This window comes from Streptomyces sp. URMC 126, assembly GCF_051386555.1.
Classification (GTDB): domain Bacteria; phylum Actinomycetota; class Actinomycetes; order Streptomycetales; family Streptomycetaceae; genus Streptomyces.
On sequence record NZ_JBPQTX010000124.1, the window covers coordinates 1 to 18981 of the forward strand.

Consider the following 18981-nt stretch of genomic DNA (forward strand, 5'->3'; position numbering starts at 1 on the left):
GGCCACCCCCCACCTCCCGATACCCTCACCCCGTGGCCCTCAAGAACATCCCGGACCCCGGTTTCTCCGACGACGACGGCTCCGCCGACCCCGTACTCGCCGAGGCGCTCGCCGCCTGGGCCGCCGACCGGGCGGAGGAGGGGCGGGTGCTGGCCGCGCTGAAGGGGGCGCGGCTGCTGGTGCCGGTGGTGGCGGTGCTGGGGGAGGTGGAGACGGGGCCCGACGGGCTGAAGCGGGAGAAGACCAGCGACATGGCCGTTCCCACGCTCCAGGCGCCGGACGGGCGGCGGGCGCTGCCCGCGTTCACGTCGATGGAGACGCTCCACCGCTGGCGCGCGGACGCGCGGCCCGTCGCCGTCCCCCTGCACCAGGCGCTCCAGGCGGCGGCGCACGAGAAGGCCGACACGATCGTCGTGGACATGGCGGGTCCTGTCACCTATCCCCTGACGGGCCGGGCCCTGCTCGCCCTCGCCGAGGGCCGGACCAGCACCGACCCGCTGGCCGACCCCGCCGTCGCCGAGGCCCTGCGCGGCCTGCTGGCCGCCGAGGACGGCGTCCTGCGCGCCCACCTCGTGGCCGCGGGCGACGCGGACGGGACGCTGGCGCTGGCGCTGGCCGCCGAGGCCGCGCCCGCCGAGGTCGCGCGGCGGATCGCCGAGGCCCTGGCCGCCGACGAGGTGCTCCGCGCCCGGCTGGTGCGCGGCCTCGACCTGGCGCTGCTGCCGGTGGGCGCCGAGATGCCGGGAGAGCCGCTGTTCAGCCGCTGAGCGGCCCGCGGGCCCGCCCGTAAGGGCCCGCGATCTTTCGACAGGCGCCCGGGAGTGGACCGTCCGACAATGCGAGGACAGTCCACGAGATCCCTGGGAGGACGCCATGGACGCGAAGCTGGACCCCCTGAAGCTGGACCCCGTGGAGACACGGACGGTCGCGGCCGAGTTCATCGGCACTCTGCTGCTGGTCTTCTTCGCCGTGGGAGCCGCCGTCCTCGCGGCGGACTACATCGGTGCCCTCGGCATCGCCCTGGCGTTCGGGTTCACTCTTCTGGCCCTCACCTACGCGCTGGGGCCGATCTCCGGGTCCCACCTGAACCCCGCGGTCACCCTCGGCATGCTGCTGGAGGGCCGCATCGCGCTGCGCACCGCCATCGAGTACTGGATCGCGCAGTTCGTCGGGGCCATCATCGGCGCCGCGCTGCTGCTCCTGCTGGCCAAGCAGGTCCCGGGGCTCAGCACCGACGGGACGTTCGGCACCAACGGGTACGACGACCGGTCGGCGGTGCACCTCAACACCGGCGGCGCGTTCCTCGCCGAGGTCGTGCTGACCTTCCTGCTGGTCTTCGTCTGGCTCGCGGTGACCCACAAGGTGGCGGTGGTCGGCTTCGGCCCGCTGGCGCTCGGCTTCACCCTGGCGCTGATCCACCTGATCGGCGTCCCGCTGACCGGCGCCTCCGTGAACCCGGCGCGCAGCCTGGGCCCGGCCCTCTTCGCCGGCGACGGCGCGCTCTCCGACCTGTGGCTGTTCATCGTGGCGCCGCTGATCGGCGGTGCCCTCGCGGCCTTCACCCACCAGGTCGTCCAGCCGCACGGCGCGCCCGTGCTGATCGCGGACGAGCGGGCCCTCGGCGGACACCGGGCGTACGAGCTGCCGCCCGAGGCCGCGGAGGTCGAGGCGGGGCGGCAGGAAGGGGACGCGGGCCGCGGGGGAGCGGCGGGACGGCGGCGGACGGCCGAGCCCCCGGCGGGTCCGGGGCGTACGACCGGCCCGGGTGGTACGGCCGGGCCGGGCGCCGGTGGACCCGAGGACGGGCCCACTCCGCCGGTCGGACTCTGACCGCAGACGGACGGACGGGCGGGAGAGCGGGCGGGCGTCCGGCCCGCGCTCAGCCGAAGCCCGAAGAGCCGCTCAGCCGTAGAGCCGCTCAGCCGCAGAGCGGGCTTAGCCGAAGACCGGCCCGGTGTACTTCTCGCCCGGCCCCTGCCCCGGCTCGTCCGGCACCACGGACGCCTCGCGGAACGCCAGCTGGAGCGACTTCAGCCCGTCGCGCAGCGGCCCCGCGTGGAAGTTGCTGATCTCCGTGGCGCTGGCCGTCACCAGGCCGGCCAGGGCGGTGATCAGCTTCCGGGCCTCGTCCAGGTCCTTGTGCTGCTCGCCCTCCTCGGCCAGGCCGAGGTTGACGGCCGCCGAGCTCATCAGGTGCACCGCCACGGTGGTGATCACCTCGACCGCCGGGACGTCGGCGATGTCGCGGGTCATGCTGTCGAAGTCGGGGCCGGCCTCGGCGGAACCGGGCGCGGGGGTAGCGTCGCTCATGGCGGACACGATACGTCCCGGGGGAACACGGGTTCGCCGCGGGTTTTGTCCGGGGTTAGCACCCCCGCACCCCTGCTGGTAGAGTGGGGGATCGACCGGTCGGACATCTGCGTGCCCGACCCACAAGTGGAGGCTCCGCACTCCCACCTCGCCGACTCACGGTCGGCAGGTCTCCGGTCAGACGGTCCCCATCGTTCCGTACGGACGATGGAACCGTCCGATAGCCCCACGGGTGCACCGTGGCGGTGTTCCGGTTGCATGGAGCCCCGCCTGTGTCCCGTCCGGGGCATTTTTTGATGCACCGGCGCGGTTGGTCTTACGAAAAGACGTTACGCGGCAGCCCGCCAGGCGGCCGTGTGGTGCTACCGAGGAGGATCCATCAGCGCCGAGCCCCGCATCAACGACCGGATTCGCGTTCCCGAGGTGCGACTTGTCGGTCCCAGCGGCGAGCAGGTCGGCATCGTGCCGCTTGCCAAGGCCCTGGAGCTTGCGCAGGAGTACGACCTCGACCTGGTCGAGGTGGCGGCCAACGCCCGTCCGCCGGTCTGCAAGCTCATGGACTACGGGAAGTTCAAGTACGAGTCGGCCATGAAGGCCCGTGAGGCGCGCAAGAACCAGGCGCACACGGTCATCAAGGAGATGAAGCTCCGGCCGAAGATCGACCCGCACGACTACGACACCAAGAAGGGTCACGTCGTACGGTTCCTCAAGCAGGGCGACAAGGTCAAGATCACGATCATGTTCCGTGGTCGCGAGCAGTCCCGGCCCGAGCTGGGCTACCGACTGCTGCAGCGGCTCGCGGAGGACGTCCAGGAGCTGGGCTTCGTCGAGTCCAACCCCAAGCAGGACGGCCGGAACATGATCATGGTTCTCGGTCCGCACAAGAAGAAGACCGAGGCGATGGCCGAAGCCCGCGAGGCCCAGGCCGCCCGCAAGGCCGAGCGCCAGGGCGGTTCGGGTGCGGACGCCGCCGAGGAGCCCGCAGAGGCGTGAACACCGGGGGCTGATGCCCATCAGCCCCGGTTCACCCCCGGGACCGAGAGGCCCCGGACAGCAAACGAACAGAGCTGACGCTTCCGTGCGCCCGCGCCGCGGGTGGGGAGCGCCACCGACGAGGAGATACGGCGCGATGCCGAAGAACAAGACGCACAGCGGTGCCAGCAAGCGCTTCAAGGTCACTGGCTCCGGCAAGGTCCTGCGCGAGCGTGCCGGCAAGCGCCACCTGCTCGAGCACAAGTCGTCCCGTCTGACGCGTCGCCTCACCGGCAACGCCGAGATGGCCCCGGGCGACGCCAAGAAGATCAAGAAGCTTCTCGGCAAGTGACGCACCGCGCCCGCCGTACGGCAGGGCGCGCGTCGAGACCGGGACCCAATCGTTTCCGGGCCGTGTGAGAGTCACCCGCGGCCCCGCTACAAGGAGTTAACAAGTGGCACGCGTCAAGCGCGCAGTCAACGCGCACAAGAAGCGCCGGGCGATCCTGGAGCAGGCCAGCGGTTACCGCGGCCAGCGCTCGCGCCTGTACCGCAAGGCCAAGGAGCAGGTCACCCACTCCCTGGTCTACAACTACAACGACCGGAAGAAGCGCAAGGGCGACTTCCGTCAGCTGTGGATCCAGCGCATCAACGCCGCCGCGCGTCAGAACGGCATGACGTACAACCGCCTCATCCAGGGTCTGAAGGCCGCCAACATCGAGGTGGACCGCAAGATCCTGGCCGAGCTGGCCGTCAACGACATGAACGCGTTCGCCGCGCTCGTCGAGGTCGCCCAGAAGGCGCTCCCGGCCGACGTCAACGCGCCGAAGGCTGCCGCCTGACCGATGCCGTGAGGCATCCGCTGGCACGGTCCGGACCCGCAGGCCCCTCCCGGTCTGCGGGTCCGGTCGCGTTCCGGCCCCCGCAACCCCCGATCCGAAGCGACCGAAAGTGAGCCCATGGCGGCCCCCGAGCTGACCTCCCTGCGATCGCCCCGCGTCGTCGCGGCCCGCCGCCTCGCCAAGCGCAGCTTCCGCGGCAAGGAGCGCCGCTTCCTCGCCGAGGGTCCGCAGTCCGTCCGCGAGGCCGTCGACCACCTCGTCGAGCTCTACGTGACCCCGGACGCCGCCGAGCGCCACGCCGACATCGTCGCCACCGTGCGCGCCGCCGGGGTGCCCGTGCTCACCGCCACGGACGAGGTGATCGCGGAGATGTCCGAGACCGTGACCCCGCAGGGCCTCGTCGGCCTGTGCCGCTTCCTGGACACGCCGTTCGAGGAGATCCTCGCCGCGAAGCCGCGGCTGGTCGCCGTCCTCGCCCACGTCCGCGACCCCGGCAACGCCGGTACGGTCCTGCGCTGCGCCGACGCCGCCGGCGCCGACGCCGTGGTGCTCACCGACGCCTCCGTCGACCTGTACAACCCCAAGTCCGTGCGGGCCTCCGTGGGCAGCATCTTCCACCTGCCGGTCGCCGTGGGCGTCCCCGTCGAGGAGGCCGTGCGCGGCCTGCGGGGCGCGGGCGTACGGATCCTGGCCGCCGACGGCGCGGGCGCCCGCGACCTCGACGCCGAGCTGGACGGGGGCACCATGGGCACCCCCACCGCCTGGGTCTTCGGCAACGAGGCGTGGGGCCTGCCGGAGGAGACCCGCGCGCTGGCCGACGCCGTGGTGCGGGTCCCGATCCACGGAAAGGCCGAGAGCCTGAACCTCGCCACGGCCGCCGCCGTGTGCCTCTACGCCTCCGCCCGTGCGCAGCGCGCGTCCGGAGGGTGCCGCTCTGTTACCTCCAGCTAGTAGGGTGACGCACCTGGGGCTCGGGAGGGGGCGTCGGGTGTGAGTGGGGAAGCTGCCGTGGGCGGTGCCGCGGGCGGGACCGCCGTCATCGATGACGGCGTCGACGGGGCCGGATGCGTGCTGCACCCGGACGACCTGCCGGACGGCCTCGTCGTCGCCGGCGCCGACGGCCTCGTCGTCGCCTTCAACGCCGCGGCGGCCCGGATCACCGCGCTGTGCCCGGCCGACGCGCTCGGCCGGCCGCTGGAGAGCGCCCTGCCGCTGGAGGACCTGGACGGCCGCCGCTGGTGGCCGCTGTCCGACCCGTACGGCGGGCTGGCCACCCGCACCGGCCAGCCGGAGCGCAACCTGCTGCTGCCCGGCGGGCGCGAGGTGCTGGTCTCCGCGCGCTACGTGCGCGAGCGCCCCCTCGGGCCGCTGGCGCGGCTCGTCGTCCAGCTGCGCGGCACCGAGGCGCGGCGGCGCACCGAGCGCAGCCACGCCGAGCTGATCGCCACCGTCGCCCACGAGCTGCGCTCCCCGCTGACCTCCGTGAAGGGCTTCACGGCGACGCTGCTGGCCAAGTGGGAGCGGTTCACCGACGACCAGAAGCGGCTGATGCTGGAGACCGTGGACGCGGACGCCGACCGCGTCACCCGGCTCATCGCCGAGCTGCTGGACATCTCCCGGATCGACTCCGGCCGGCTGGAGGTGCGCCGCCAGCCCGTCGACATGGCCGCCGCCGTCCGCCGGCACGTCGCCGCGCACACCGCCCGCGGCCAGCACGCCGACCGCTTCGTGGTCCGCGTCGTCGAACCGCTGCCCCCGCTCTGGGCCGACCCCGACAAGATCGACCAGGTGCTCGGCAACCTCCTGGAAAACGCGGTGCGCCACGGCGGCGGAACCGTCACCATAGAGGTGGCACCCGCCTTGACGAACGCGCGTACGGAGGGAACGGCGGTCACCGTGAGCGATGAAGGGCCCGGCATCCCCGAGGACGCCATGACCCGCGTCTTCACCCGCTTCTGGCGGGGCAGCAAGCGCGGCGGCACGGGCCTGGGCCTCTACATCGTCAAGGGCATCGTCGAGGCGCACGGCGGGACGATCACGGTCGGGCGCTCGGCCCACGGCGGCGCCCGGTTCCGATTTACCCTGCCCGTAGGCGCGCCGGCGTTCCTGTCCCAGGGCTGAGCTTCACCTTCGTCTGGGCCGACGCAGCGGGCCCGCGGGCTTTCCGGACCCCCGCGCCCCTTAGACTCGACCTTTGGCACGTTTCTGGGGCCACTTTGGCCAATACAGTCGGGCGAAGCCGCGCAGCCAGCGGAGCCAGCCACTTCGGAAGTACGGGAAGAGATGTCGGCACCCAATAAGTCGTACGACCCTGTCGAGGTCGAGGCACTGAAACCGGAAGAGATCGAGCGCATGCGGGACGAGGCGCTCGCCGCCTTCGCCGCCGCCGCCGACCTCGACGCCCTGCGGGAGGCGAAGACCGCCCACATGGGCGACCGCTCGCCGCTCGCCCTCGCCAACCGCGAGATCGGCGCCCTGCCGCCGCAGGCCAAGGCCGAGGCGGGCAAGCGGGTCGGCATGGCCCGCGGTGCCGTGAACAAGGCCCTGGCCGCCCGCCAGGCCGAGCTGGAGGCGGAGCGCGACGCCCGTGTGCTGGTCGAGGAGGCGGTGGACGTCACGCTGCCGTACGACCGCGTGCCGGCCGGTGCCCGCCACCCGCTGACCACGTTCATGGAGCGCGTCGAGGACGTCTTCGTGGCCATGGGCTACGAGGTCGCCGAGGGCCCCGAGGTCGAGGCCGAGTGGTTCAACTTCGACGCCCTCAACTTCGAGCCGGACCACCCGGCCCGCGCCATGCAGGACACCTTCTTCGTGGCCGGCCCCAAGAACGCCGAGACCGGCGTCGTGCTGCGCACCCACACCTCCCCGGTGCAGGTCCGCTCGATGCTCGACCGCGAGCCGCCGCTCTACGTCGTCTGCCCGGGCCGCGTGTACCGCACGGACGAGCTGGACGCCACCCACACCCCGGTGTTCCACCAGATCGAGCTCCTCGCCATCGACGAGGGCCTGACCATGGCGGACCTCAAGGGCACCATCGAGCACATGGTGCGCTCGCTGTTCGGCGAGGGGCTGACCACGCGGCTGCGCCCGAACTACTTCCCGTTCACCGAGCCGTCCGCCGAGCTGGACATGCAGTGCTACGTCTGCCGCGGCGCCTCGGTGGGCAACCCCGAGCGCCCCTGCCGCACCTGCTCCAGCGAGGGCTGGATCGAGCTGGGCGGCTGCGGCATGGTCAACCCGCGCGTGCTCGTCGCCGCGGGCATCGACCCGGAGAAGTACAGCGGATTCGCCTTCGGGTTCGGCATCGAGCGGATGCTGATGTTCCGCCACAACGTCGAGGACATGCGAGACATGGTCGAGGGTGACGTGCGCTTCACCCGGCCGTTCGGGATGGAGATCTGATGCGCGCCCCGCTTTCCTGGCTGCGGGAATACGTCGACCTGCCGGCCGGCACCACCGGCCGCGACGTGCAGGCCAAGCTCGTCGCCGCCGGCCTGGAGGTCGAGCGGGTCGAGCACCTCGGCTCCGACCTCACCGGCCCGCTGGTCGTCGGCAAGGTCGTGACCATCGAGGAGCTGGAGGGCTTCCGCAAGCCCATCCGCTTCTGCACCGTCGACGTCGGCATGGCCAACGGCACGGGCGAGCCGCAGGAGATCGTCTGCGGCGCCCGCAACTTCACCGTCGGCGACAAGGTCGTCGTGGCGCTCCCCGGCGCCGTCCTGCCCGGCGACTTCGCCATCGCCGAGCGCAAGACGTACGGCAAGGTCTCGCGCGGCATGATCTGCTCGGGCGACGAGCTCGGCATGGGCGACGACGGCACGCACGGCATCATCGTGCTGCCGCCGGAGCACGAGGTCGGCACCGACGCGATCGAGCTGCTGGAGCTGCGCGACGACGTCCTGGACATCGCCGTCACCCCGGACCGCGGCTACTGCCTGTCCCTGCGCGGCATCGCCCGCGAGACCGCCACCGCGTACGGCCTGCCGCTGCGCGACCCGGCGCTGCTGGACGTGCCCGCGCCCAACTCGTACGGCCACCCGGTGCGCGTCGCCGACCCGGCCGGCTGCGACCGCTTCACCGCCCGTACGGTCACCGGCCTCGACCCCGAGGCCCGGTCGCCGATCTGGCTCCAGCGCCGGCTCCAGAAGGCCGGTATGCGCCCGGTCTCGCTGACCGTCGACATCACCAACTACGTGATGCTGGAGCTCGGCCAGCCGCTGCACGCCTACGACCGCTCCCGCATCGCCGGGACGATCGGCGTCCGCCGCGCCGAGCCGGGCGAGAAGCTGACCACCCTCGACGGCACCAAGCGCGTCCTGGACGCCGAGGATCTGGTCATCACCGACGACAACGGCCCCATCGGGCTCGCCGGTGTCATGGGCGGCGCCGGTACGGAGATCGCCGGGGCGGCCGAGGGCGGCACCACCGAGGTCGTCATCGAGGCCGCGCACTTCGACGCCGTCTCCATCGCCCGCACCGCGCGCCGGCACAAGCTGTCCTCCGAGGCGGCCAAGCGCTTCGAGCGCGGCGTCGACCCGCAGGCGGCCTCGGCCGCCGCGCAGCGGACCGTCGACCTGCTGGTGCTGCTCGCCGGCGGCACCCCGGAGGCCGGGGTCACCGAGTTCATCACCCCCAGCGCCCCCCGCACCATCACGCTGCACGCGAACCACCCCGACCGGGTGGCGGGCGTGGAGTACGGCCGGGAGACCGTCGTCCGCCGCCTCCAGGAGGTCGGCTGCGACGTCTACGGGCAGGACGAGCTGATCGTCACCGTCCCGAGCTGGCGGCCCGACCTCACCGACCCCAACGACCTCGCCGAGGAGGTCATCCGGCTGGAGGGCTACGAGAACCTGCCCTCCACGCTGCCCAAGCCGCCCGCCGGCCGCGGGCTGACCGCCCGCCAGCGGCTGCACCGCCGCGTCGGCCGCGCCCTGGCCGGCGCCGGGTACGTCGAGGCGCCCAGCTACCCGTTCCTCGGCGACTGGGCCCTGGACCACCTCGGCCTGGAGGCCGACGACGCCCGCCGGCTGACCGTGCGCCTGGTCAACCCGCTCTCCGAGGCGGAGCCCGCGCTGCGCACCACCCTGCTGCCGGGGCTGTTCGCGACGCTGCGCCGCAACGACAGCCGGGGCGAGCACGACCTGGCCCTCTTCGAGACCGGGCTGGTCTTCCGCCCCACCGGCGAGGAGCTCCCGGCCGGCCGGCTGCCGGTGGACCGCCGTCCGACCGACGAGGAGATCGCCTCGCTCGACGCCGCGCTGCCCCGGCAGCCGCGCCGGGCGGCCGTGGTCCTCGCCGGCGCCCGCGAGCGTGCCGGCTGGTGGGGCCAGGCCCGTCCGTCCGGCTGGGCGGACGCGGTCGAGGCGGGCCGAACGGTGGCCCGTGAGGCCGGCGTCGAGCTGATCGTCCGGCAGGACCAGGTGGCGCCGTTCCACCCGGGCCGCTGCGCCGCGCTGCTGGCCGTGATCGACGGGCAGGAGGTGCTGGTCGGCAACGCCGGTGAGCTCCACCCGCGCGTCATCAAGGCGTTCGGCCTGCCGGAGCGCACCTGCGCGATGGAGATCGAGCTGGACCGCCTGGAGGAGGCCGGCACCGGCCCGGTCGAGGCGCCGCGCGTCTCCTCCTTCCCGGTGGCCACGCAGGACGTCGCCCTCGTGGTGGACGCGGGCGTGCCGGCCGGCGAGGTCGAAGCCGCGCTGCGGTCCGGCGCCGGCGAACTGCTGGAGTCGCTGCGGCTGTTCGACGTCTTCACCGGCGAGCAGCTGGGCGAGGGACGGAAGTCGCTGGCGTACGCGCTGCGGTTCCGCGCCTCCGACCGCACGCTGACCGCCGACGAGGCGTCCGCGGCCCGCGACGCCGCCGTGCGGGCGGCCGTCGAGCGCACCGGCGCGGTGCTGCGCGGCGCGTGACGACGATCGCTTGATCGCTTGATCCGAGGGGCGCTCCGGTTCGCCGGGGCGCCCCTCGCGTGCCTCCCGCACCGTCAGCCTCGCACCCACCGGCCTTCACTCGATGGGGTGGAAAACGGGGTTCAGGTCGTTACTTCCGCGCCGGCACTCGAAAGAATCGAGCGCGTCATTGCGCAAGGGGGGCCGACGGCATGATCCGTACCAGGGCGGCGGCGCGCTGCCGACGAGGTGCGGTGCTCGCGCTGCCCGGGCTCTGGGTCGCCGGGGTGGTGCTCTGGGAGCTGCTCAGCCCGTTCGGCGCCTCGTCCGGCGCCCAGTTCGTCCAGCTCCTCGCCGCCGCGCCCGCCATCGCCTGCGCCGGCAGCGGCCGGCGCCAGTGCGTCGTGCTCGGCGGCGCCTGCGCGCTGTTCGCCCTCCTCCCGCTGGGCTCGGCGGGCCGGGTCGACCCCGCCATGCGGCTGGGCACCTGCTGCGCCGTCCTCGCCGTCGTCGGCGCGGCCTGGCTCACCGCCCGCCGCGGCCACCGGCTCTCCCGCGAGGTCGAACGCCTCCGGGAGATCGCCGCCACCGCCCAGCACGCCGTCCTGCGCCCGCTGCCGTCCCGCCTCGCCGGGCTCACCCTGGCCGGCGGCCACCGCTCCGCCAGCGAGGGCGCCCTCCTCGGCGGCGACCTCTACGAGGTGCTGGCCACCCGGCACGGCGTCCGGCTGGTCATCGGCGACGTCCGGGGCCACGGCCTGCCCGCCCTCGGCACCGTCGCCGCCCTCCTCGGCAGCTTCCGCGAGGCCGCCCACGACGAGGACGGCCTCCCCGGGGTGCTGCGCCGCATGGAGCGCGCCTTCCACCGTCACCTCGGCGACCGCGCGTCCGGCCAGTCGCCGCCCTGCGGTGAGGACTTCGCGACGGTCCTCGTCCTGGAGATCCGCCCGGAGGGCGAGGTGCTGGCCCTCAACTGCGGCCACCCCTGGCCGCACCGGCTCACCGGCGGCGGGGACGGCGATCCGCCGCCGGGGGTGCGGGCCGACGTCCTCTCCGCCGGCGATCCGCTGCCCCCGCTCGGCATGTTCCCGCTCCCCGCCGACCCGCCCGTCCGCAGGCTGACCCGGCTGCTGCCCGGCGAGGCCCTGGTGCTGCACACCGACGGCGTCGAGGACGCCCGGGACGCGGCCGGCCGGTTCTTCCCGCTCACCCGCGCCCTCGCCGAGGCCGCCGAGGGCGCGCCCGTCGTCCCGGCCGCCGTCGTCGACCGCGTCCGCGCCGCCGTCCTGCGGCACACCGGCGGCTCCCTCACCGACGACTTCGCGCTGCTGGCCCTGCGCAACGACCGCCACCGCGTCCCGGACCGCGCCCCGCACGGACCGCTGGCCCGTAGCTGCCCGTACGGCTGACGCCCCGAACTCCCGTACCGGTCACGGGTGTTCACACCCCGTGCGAATCCGTTTCCGTTACGCTGGGTCGACCGAGCGCTCACGGAGGGCGGCATGGAGCCCAACACTCTGCTCGACGCCATACTCGACGAGGCGGGGATGTCCCACGCCGGTCTGGCCGCCCACGTCAACGCGGCGGGCCGGGCCCGGGGTCTGGCGTTGCGTTACGAACACACGGCCGTGGCCCGCTGGTTGAAGGGCCAGCGACCGCGCGGCCAGGTGCCCGACCTCATCTGCCAGGTGCTGGGCGAGCGGCTGCACCGGCCGCTGACCCTCGACGACATCGGCCTGGGCACCCCCGGCGCCCCCCGCGTCCCCGGCACCCCGCTGTCCGGCTTCGTCGAGCGGGCCACCGCCCTGTGGCGCTCCGACGAGCAGCAGCGCGAGCACGTCGTCACCGCCCCGGCCGTCACCGGCACCCACGCCGTCATGCCCGTCTGGGAGTGGGAGAACCCGCCCGACGACGCCGACGTCTCCCGGCGCGGCCTCACCCGGGTCTCCATGGACGACATCGCCATGCTGCGCGCCGCCCGGACGCACTACGAGCAGATGTACCGCAAGGCCGGCGGGATCGCGACCCGCGCCCGGATCGTCGGCTTCCTCAACGCCGAGACCGCCCCGCTGCTGCGCGGCAGTTACTCCGACGCCACCGGGCGCCATCTGCACCGCGCCACCGGCGGGCTGGTCGCCGTCGCCGGCATCTGCGCCTACGACTCCGACGCGCACGGCCTCGCCCAGCGCTACTTCCACCAGGCGCTGCGGCTGGCCAAGGCCAGCGGGGACCGGGGGCTCGGCGCCTACGTCATAGCCCTGCTCGTCAACCAGTCGCTGTTCCTGGGGGAGTACCGGCAGGCCGTCGCCTTCGCCGAGTCGGCGCTGCGCTCCGGCGGCCCGCATCTGACCCCCGCCCTCACCGCCGACCTCTACGCCATGCAGGCCAAGGCGTACGCGCGGCTGGGCGACGGCGCCGGGGCGCTGGGCTGCATCCGCCGCGCCGAGTCGGCCGCCGAGCGCATCCACCGGGGCCAGGAGCCCGCCGAGACCGGCTACGTCCAGCCGGGACTGGTCAACGTCCAGGTGGCCGAGGCCCTGCTCAGCCTCGGTGATCTCCGACCCGCCCGTGAGCACGCCGACCGGGCCGTCGACACCCCCGCCCACGACCGGGGCCGTGTCCACCGGCTCGCCATGCTCACGCACATCGAGCTGCGTCAGGGAGACGCGGACAAGGCGGTGGCCACCGCTCAGGAGATGACCGAGCAGGCGAGGGGCATGGAATCGCAGCGCTTACGGGACCGGCTCCGGGCGGTGCGCGAGCACCTGGTCGAAAGCGGGTGCGCGGCCACCGCCGAGGCCGCCGAAATGATCGAAGGGGCGCTGCGCGTGCCCTTGTGACGAACCTTGTGCGGGCGACGCCCGGGTAGGTGGCCACCTCGGCGGAAGGTGGCAACACGTGCGTTGGAAGAATCTCGCGGAGCGTACCGTCTATGGGAACCGGTGGTTCCGGGTCAATCTCGCGGACGTCGAACTCCCCGACGGCCGGCACCTCGACCACTTCGTCATCCGGCTGCGGCCCGTGGCCGTCGCCACGGTGGTCAACGCCGCCAACGAGGTCCTGCTGCTCTGGCGGCACCGGTTCATCACCGACACCTGGGGCTGGGAGCTGGCCGCCGGGGTCGTCGAGGACGGCGAGGACGTCGCCCGGGCCGCGGCCCGGGAGATGGAGGAGGAGACCGGCTGGCGGCCCGGCCCGCTGCGGCACCTGATGACCGTCGAGCCGTCCAACGGCCTGACCGACGCCCGGCACCACGTCTACTGGACGGACGAGGCCGAGTACATCGGCGAGCCGGAGGACGGCTTCGAATCGGACCGCCGCGAATGGGTCCCGCTCAAGCTGGTGCCGGACATGATCGCCCGGGGTGAGGTGCCGGCCGCCAACATGGCCGCCGCCCTGCTCCTGCTGCACCACACGCGCCTCGGCTGATCCATGCCGGGCGGCGGGGGACCCCCGTGCTCACCGGCCGACCACCTGCCAGACGGCGAGGCCAAGACCGGCCAGGCCGGTGAGCGCGGCAAGGGAGGACACCGGCCAGCGGCCGCTCTCCAGCGCCTTGACGCGCTCCTCCACTTCGGTGATCTCGCGTTGCGCCTGGTCGCTGCGCTGGGTGAGCAGGGCGAGGCGCCCGTCGATGCGGACGACGCCCACGTCGAGTCTGCGCCGGAGCTCCGCGAGCTCTGCCGTCTTCGCGGCGTGCTCGGGATGCATGGTCACGGTCCGTACTCCTTCCGGAAGGCCCCACGGCCGTCGGCCGCGGTGAAAGCGCTGTACGACCAGGAAAGCGCGGGGCGGGCCCGGGCGGGAGCGTGTGCGGAGGGTGAGTACGGGTCAGCGTCGCACACCCCGTGTGAACGGCCTTGCGATGAACTAGCGCTCGGGGAGCGGGCGTTCCTCGACCACGCGTTTCATCACCAGGGTGGAGTCCAGCCGCAGCACGCCCGGCAGCGTGGCCAGGTGCTCGTCGTAGAGCCGCTGGTAGGCGTCGAGGTCGGCGGTGACCACGCGCAGCATGTAGTCCGGGTCGCCGAACAGCCGCTCGGCGCGCACCACCTGGGGGACGGCGGCGACGGCCCGTTCGAAGTCGCTGACCGTCTCGCGGTCCTCCTGACGCATGGTGATGAACACCAGGGCCTCGAAGGCCAGCCCGAGGGCGCGCGGATCCACCACGGCCCGGTAGCCGCGTATCGCCCCCGAGCGCTCCAGCTCGCGCAGCCGGCGGTGGCAGGGGGAGACGCTGAGCCGTACCCGGGCGGCCAGTTCGGTGACGGTGAGGCGGCCGTCCTGCTGGAGCTCGGCAAGGATCTTCCGGTCGAGGCTGTCCATGCGCAACATTCTCCCTCCACGCGGCCGCTACCGGACAAAAGACGACAACACTTCCCGCCGGATCGCGCATAACCTTCCCCACCGCGGCGGTGACGCGCCGCGGCGACCCACCGGAAAACGTCCCGGAAAACCTCCCGGAAATGCCCTGGTAATGCCCTGGAAGGGGTGCGCATGGCCGTCGGTTCCATGACCGCGTTTCTCACCGTCTCCGTCCTGCTCCTCCTCGTCCCCGGCGCCGACTGGGCCTACGCGATATCCGCCGGACTGCGCGACCGCTCCGTGATACCGGCGGTCGGCGGCCTGATGCTCGGCTACGCCGCGCTCACGGTGGTCGTGGTGGCCGGAGTCGCCGCGATCGTCGCCGGGACGCCGAGCCTGCTGACCGCGCTGACCGTGCTCGGCGCGGGCTATCTCCTGTGGCTCGGAGTGGCGACGCTGCGCCGTCCCGCCGTCCCCGGCACGGCACCGGAGGCGCCGGCCGGACTGCCGCCGTCCCGCGTCCTGCTCCAGGGCGCGGGCACCAGCGGCCTCAACCCCAAGGGGCTGCTGCTCTACCTCTCGCTGCTGCCGCAGTTCGTCGACCGGCACGGCACGTGGCCGGTGGCGGTCCAGACCGGCACGCTCGGCGTGCTGCACGTGGCGGCCTGCGGCGTCGTCTACCTCGGCGTCGGAACGCTGGCCCGCCGGGTGCTGCGGGCCCGGCCGTCCGTGGCACGCACGGTCAGCCGGCTGTCGGGCGTCGCGATGGTGGGCATCGGCGCGTTCCTGCTGGTGGAGCGGGTGGCGGTCGTGTGACGGGGACGCGGGGCGCTGTGCGGACGCGATTCCGCGGGGGGCTGCTCCGCCAGAACTTGTGCGGCAGCTCCGACAGGACTTATGCGGCAGCCGGCCCGGCGATGAGCGCCGTGCCGACGCGGCGGAAGCCCAGCCGGCCGTACAGCCGCGCCACGTCGTCGTCACCGGCCGAGAGGAAGACGGTGTCCACGCCCCGCGCTCGGGCGTCGGCGGCCAGCGCGGCGGTGACGGCCAGGCCGAGGCCCCGGCGGCGGGCGGCGGGCAGGGTGCCGACGCCCACGATCTCGGCGACCGCGCCGACCGGCTGGTGCTGCCCCGCGCACAGCGGGACGCCGTCCTCCAGCGCGGCGGCGACGGACGTCAGCCCGGACCGCATCCGCTCCGCGAGCCGCCCGACGGTCCCGTCGGCGGTCAGTTTCGGGGCGAGGGCGGCGAGTTCGGGCCGGCCGACGGTGCCGGTACGGGTGCCGGGCCCGGCGAAGGCGAGGAACGGGACGGCCGCCGCGCCCGGCAGCGCCGGGTCGTCGGCGTCCAGGACGCGGACGGTGACGCCGCCGGGCGCCGGGGCCGACGCCGAGGCGGCGGGGTCCAGGACCATCAGGGGGTGCTCGTGCACCACGAGCCCCGACTCCTCGACCGCCGCGCGCAGCGCGGGCGCGGTCTCGGCGACCCACTCGAAGGCCTCGGGCACGCCGAGCGCGCGCTGGCGGGCCCGGACGCGGTCCACGTCGGCGGCGGTGACGGCGGCGGAGCCGGCGAGGGCGGGGCGGGCGTAGTACGGCCACCCCGGGCTCTCGCGGACGAAGAGGGTCAGCGGGCCGAAGTCCTCGACGCGGGCGGCGGAGCGCGGCACCGCGTCGTAGTACGTCTCAAGGCGGTTCAGGGACAAGCGGGTACCCCCGGGAGTGATGACCGGACCGGACATGCCGGACGGGCCGGCGAACCGGCCCGTCCGATCGGTGACAGGAGCGACGACCGCTGCCCGGCCACCCGCCGTCGAAGATCCCCCGCAGGCCCGCGACAGGCCCGCGGCGGACCCTCAGTAGGTGTAGAACCCGGCCCCCGACTTCCGCCCGAGCCGCCCCGCGTCCACCATCCGCTGCAGCAGCGGAGGGGCCGCGTACAACGGCTCCTTGTACTCGGCGTACATGCTGTCGGCCACCGACGCGACGGTGTCGAGGCCGATCAGGTCCGACAATTTCAGCGGCCCCATCGGGTGGGCGCAACCCATTTCCATGCCGTTGTCGATGTCCTCGCGGCTGGCGATACCGGACTCGAACATCCGGATGGCCGAGAGCAGGTAGGGGATCAGCAGGGCGTTGACGATGAAGCCCGAGCGGTCCTGGGCGCGGATGGGGTGCTTGTCCAGCACGCCGGCCACCAGCGCCTCGGCGCGCTTGACCGTCTCGTCGGAGGTGGTGAGCGCCGGAATGATCTCGACCAGCTTCTGCACCGGGGCGGGGTTGAAGAAGTGGATGCCGATGACCTGGTCGGGACGCGAGGTGGCCACCGCCAGCTTGACCAGCGGGATGGACGAGGTGTTGGACGCGAGGATGGCGTCCGGGCGGGTGACGACCTGGTCGAGGACCTGGAAGATCTCGGTCTTGATCTGCTCGTTCTCCACGACGGCCTCGATGACCAGATCGCGGTCGGCGAACTCGCCGAGGTCGGTGGTGAAGCTCAGCCGGCCCAGGGCCGCGTCCCGCTCCGCCTCGGTGATCTTGCCGCGTTCGGCGGCCTTGCCGAGGGAGGTGGTGAGCCGGGTGCGGCCGAACTCCAGGGCCTCGCCCGTGGTCTCGGCGACCATGACGTCCAGGCCCGCCCGGGCACACACCTCCGCGATGCCCGCGCCCATCTGGCCGCAGCCGACCACTCCCACGCGTTCGATGTCGCTCAAGACGTTGCCTTTCGGTGCTCTTCGTCGACCGGCGGGTGCCGGGGTCGCTCCCGCCTCGGTCAGACGTTACTCCGAGCGGTCCGGTAGCGGGGGGCCCGGGGAGGGCATGCTCAGCGCGCACGGTGTGACACATCCGACAAGGAGTGAGCAGCATATGGTGCGTATGACGCGAAGACGGTTCACGGTGGCGGGCGCGGGGGCGCTGACGGCCCTGGCCCTGTCCCCGGAGGCGGGACGGGCGCGGGCCGCGGCGGCCCCGGCGGAGTTCCGCGGCGTATGGGCCGCCACCGTCGCCAACATCGACTGGCCGTCCCGTCCGGGGCTCACCCCGGACCGGCAGCGCGAGGAACTCCTCGCCCTCCTCGACTCCGCCGCGGCCCGGCGCCTCAACGTCGTCCTCCTCCAGATCCGCCCGACCGCCGACGCGTTCTGGCCGTCGCGGTACGAACCGTGGTCGGAGTTCCTGACCGGCAGTCAGGGGAAGAACCCCGGCTGGGACCCGCTGGCCTTCGCCGTCCGCGAGGCGCACCGGCGGGACCTCCATCTGCACGGCTGGTTCAACCCGTACCGCATCGCCAACCACACCGACCCCGGACGGCTCGTCCCGTCCCACCCCGCGCGGAAACACCCCGACTGGGCCGTGCCCTACGGCGGGAAGCTCTACTACAACCCCGGCCTGCCGGAGGTCCGCCGCTTCGTCCAGGACGCCATGCTGGACGCGGTGTTCCGCTACGACCTGGACGGGGTGCACTTCGACGACTACTTCTACCCGTACCCGGTGGCGGGGCAGGAGTTCGACGACGCGGCGGCCTACCGCCGGTACGGCGGGAAGTTCCCGGACCGGGGCGCCTGGCGGCGGGACAACATCGACCGGCTGGTGCGCGAGACCGGCGAGCGCGTCAAGCGGCGCAAGAAACACGTGCGGTTCGGGGTCAGCCCGTTCGCCGTGTGGCGCAACAAGGCGACGGATCCCCGGGGTTCGGACACCCGGGCCGGGGTGCAGACCTACGACGACCTCTACGCGGACACCCGCCGGTGGGTGCGCGAGGGGTGGATCGACTACATCGTCCCCCAGGTGTACTGGCACATCGGCAACCCCGCCGCCGACTACGCGGCCCTCGTGCCCTGGTGGGCCCGGACCGTGCACGGCACCGGCGTCCACCTCTACGTCGGCGAGGCGCTCTACCGGCAGGGCGATCCGTCACAGCCCGCGCCCTGGCAGGACCCGGCCGAGCTCTCCCGCCACCTCACGCTCTGCCGGCGCCACCGCGAGGTGCGCGGGAACGTCTACTTCTCCGCCCGGCAGGTGCGCGACGACCCGATCGGGGCGATGGCGCGCGTGGTCGGGGACCACTACCCCCGCCGCGCGCGCCCGCCGCGCTGACCGGCGGTTACCCCTCGCCCGTCGCCTTGCGGTGGTCCACCACCGAATCCGGGCCCGGCGACATGATGGTCTCGTGACCGTTCTCGGACCGGACCCGGTACGGGGGCGTGCCGTCGGGGCCGAGGACCTCGACGATCTCCACGACGTGGTCCTGCTTGCCGACGACCCTGCCGTGCACGACCAGTCGGTCGCCCTTGCTCGCATGCATCGACGCGGCTCCTTTCGTCGGGGTCGGTCGTGGCTTGTGCGGCGGCGCACGGGTGTGCTCTGTGCTCTGCCGCACGGGCATACGCCCAAGTCTAGGGTGGCTGGGGCGGGGCGGCCCGGTCTACGGCCCGATTGGGGGTGCCCCGGTCCCGCCCTTTCACCGTTTCCTGGGGGCCAAGCCCCCAGACCCCCTGAAACCGCGCTCCGCGCGGTTGTCCTCAAACGCCGGACGGGCTGAAGTGCACGCCCAGGGCGGCACTATCCAGCCCGTCCGGCGTTTGAGGACGAGCGGCGGAGCCGCGATCAGCGGGTCTGGGGCGCAGCCCCAGGAAACGGCGAAAGGGCGGGACCGGGGCACCC

At 73.5% G+C, this 18981-nt stretch carries 19 protein-coding genes and 1 pseudogene; 14 read left to right on the forward strand and 6 right to left on the reverse strand.

The features are described 5' to 3' along the window. Positions 1–32 precede the first annotated feature (32 nt). On the forward strand, positions 33–767 hold the full coding sequence (locus tag ACSNOK_RS16855) for an SseB family protein (RefSeq protein ID WP_436781508.1): 735 nt from the start codon (positions 33–35) through the stop codon (positions 765–767). Positions 768–909: 142 nt separating this feature from the next. Further along, positions 910–1584, forward strand: a pseudogene (locus ACSNOK_RS16860) (MIP family channel protein); the annotation flags it as partial. Positions 1585–1935: 351 nt separating this feature from the next. On the opposite strand, the gene ACSNOK_RS16865 reads toward ACSNOK_RS16860, so the two are convergent. Then, positions 1936–2310, reverse strand: coding sequence for a DUF1844 domain-containing protein (locus ACSNOK_RS16865; RefSeq protein WP_436781509.1), 375 nt, complete (start codon positions 2308–2310; stop codon positions 1936–1938). A gap of 354 nt (positions 2311–2664) precedes the next feature. Here ACSNOK_RS16865 and infC point away from each other — a divergent pair, with 354 nt between their 5' ends. The 10 genes from infC (at position 2665) to ACSNOK_RS16915 (ending at position 13441) form a co-directional block, all read left to right on the forward strand. Then, positions 2665–3303, forward strand: coding sequence for a translation initiation factor IF-3 (gene infC / locus ACSNOK_RS16870; protein ID WP_078588007.1), 639 nt, complete (start codon positions 2665–2667; stop codon positions 3301–3303). A 136-nt stretch (positions 3304–3439) separates the two neighbouring features. Beyond that, positions 3440–3634, forward strand: coding sequence for a 50S ribosomal protein L35 (gene rpmI, locus ACSNOK_RS16875; RefSeq protein WP_004944288.1), 195 nt, complete (start codon positions 3440–3442; stop codon positions 3632–3634). A 103-nt stretch (positions 3635–3737) separates the two neighbouring features. Continuing rightward, on the forward strand, positions 3738–4124 hold the full coding sequence (gene rplT, locus ACSNOK_RS16880) for a 50S ribosomal protein L20 (protein ID WP_004944290.1): 387 nt from the start codon (positions 3738–3740) through the stop codon (positions 4122–4124). A 117-nt stretch (positions 4125–4241) separates the two neighbouring features. After that, positions 4242–5075 carry a TrmH family RNA methyltransferase gene (locus ACSNOK_RS16885; RefSeq protein ID WP_436781510.1) on the forward strand — a complete coding sequence of 278 codons (834 nt, stop codon included), beginning with the start codon at positions 4242–4244 and terminating at the stop codon, positions 5073–5075. 57 nt (positions 5076–5132) lie between these two features. After that, entirely contained in the window at positions 5133–6245 is a 1113-nt protein-coding gene (locus ACSNOK_RS16890) for an ATP-binding protein (RefSeq protein WP_436781522.1), read from the forward strand. A 162-nt stretch (positions 6246–6407) separates the two neighbouring features. Then, on the forward strand, positions 6408–7526 hold the full coding sequence (gene pheS, locus ACSNOK_RS16895; RefSeq protein WP_436781511.1) for a phenylalanine--tRNA ligase subunit alpha: 1119 nt from the start codon (positions 6408–6410) through the stop codon (positions 7524–7526). Then, positions 7526–10033, forward strand: a complete 2508-nt coding sequence (gene pheT / locus ACSNOK_RS16900) for a phenylalanine--tRNA ligase subunit beta (RefSeq protein WP_436781512.1) — start codon at positions 7526–7528, stop codon at positions 10031–10033. The genes pheS and pheT overlap by 1 nt, the downstream gene beginning before the upstream one ends. A 191-nt stretch (positions 10034–10224) precedes the next feature. Further along, positions 10225–11421: a PP2C family protein-serine/threonine phosphatase gene (locus ACSNOK_RS16905; protein ID WP_436781513.1), complete on the forward strand. Its 1197-nt coding sequence runs from the start codon at positions 10225–10227 to the stop codon at positions 11419–11421. A gap of 93 nt (positions 11422–11514) precedes the next feature. Then, positions 11515–12852, forward strand: coding sequence for a tetratricopeptide repeat protein (locus ACSNOK_RS16910; RefSeq protein WP_436781514.1), 1338 nt, complete (start codon positions 11515–11517; stop codon positions 12850–12852). Between the two features lie 58 nt (positions 12853–12910). Then, positions 12911–13441, forward strand: a complete 531-nt coding sequence (locus tag ACSNOK_RS16915; protein ID WP_436781515.1) for an NUDIX hydrolase — start codon at positions 12911–12913, stop codon at positions 13439–13441. 30 nt (positions 13442–13471) lie between these two features. On the opposite strand, the gene ACSNOK_RS16920 is transcribed toward ACSNOK_RS16915, so the two are convergent. Beyond that, positions 13472–13723, reverse strand: coding sequence for a hypothetical protein (locus tag ACSNOK_RS16920; protein WP_221903609.1), 252 nt, complete (start codon positions 13721–13723; stop codon positions 13472–13474). A 159-nt stretch (positions 13724–13882) separates the two neighbouring features. After that, a complete protein-coding gene (locus tag ACSNOK_RS16925; protein ID WP_436781516.1) occupies positions 13883–14338 on the reverse strand; it encodes an Lrp/AsnC family transcriptional regulator in 456 nt (151 codons plus the stop codon). Positions 14339–14509: 171 nt separating this feature from the next. Here ACSNOK_RS16925 and ACSNOK_RS16930 point away from each other — a divergent pair, with 171 nt between their 5' ends. Then, complete coding sequence (locus ACSNOK_RS16930) at positions 14510–15133, forward strand: LysE family translocator (protein ID WP_436781517.1); 624 nt, start codon at positions 14510–14512, stop codon at positions 15131–15133. Between the two features lie 79 nt (positions 15134–15212). On the opposite strand, the gene ACSNOK_RS16935 is transcribed toward ACSNOK_RS16930, so the two are convergent. Continuing rightward, positions 15213–16058, reverse strand: a complete 846-nt coding sequence (locus ACSNOK_RS16935) for a GNAT family N-acetyltransferase (RefSeq protein ID WP_436781518.1) — start codon at positions 16056–16058, stop codon at positions 15213–15215. A gap of 114 nt (positions 16059–16172) precedes the next feature. Next, entirely contained in the window at positions 16173–17030 is an 858-nt protein-coding gene (locus ACSNOK_RS16940; RefSeq protein WP_436781519.1) for a 3-hydroxybutyryl-CoA dehydrogenase, read from the reverse strand. A 163-nt stretch (positions 17031–17193) separates the two neighbouring features. On the opposite strand from ACSNOK_RS16940, the gene ACSNOK_RS16945 reads away from it, so the two are divergent. Beyond that, complete coding sequence (locus ACSNOK_RS16945) at positions 17194–18414, forward strand: glycoside hydrolase family 10 protein (protein WP_436781520.1); 1221 nt, start codon at positions 17194–17196, stop codon at positions 18412–18414. A 7-nt stretch (positions 18415–18421) separates the two neighbouring features. Here the strand turns inward: ACSNOK_RS16945 and ACSNOK_RS16950 are convergent, their stop codons facing one another. Next, positions 18422–18622, reverse strand: coding sequence for a DUF1918 domain-containing protein (locus ACSNOK_RS16950; RefSeq protein WP_436781521.1), 201 nt, complete (start codon positions 18620–18622; stop codon positions 18422–18424). Between the last annotated feature and the right edge of the window lie 359 nt (positions 18623–18981).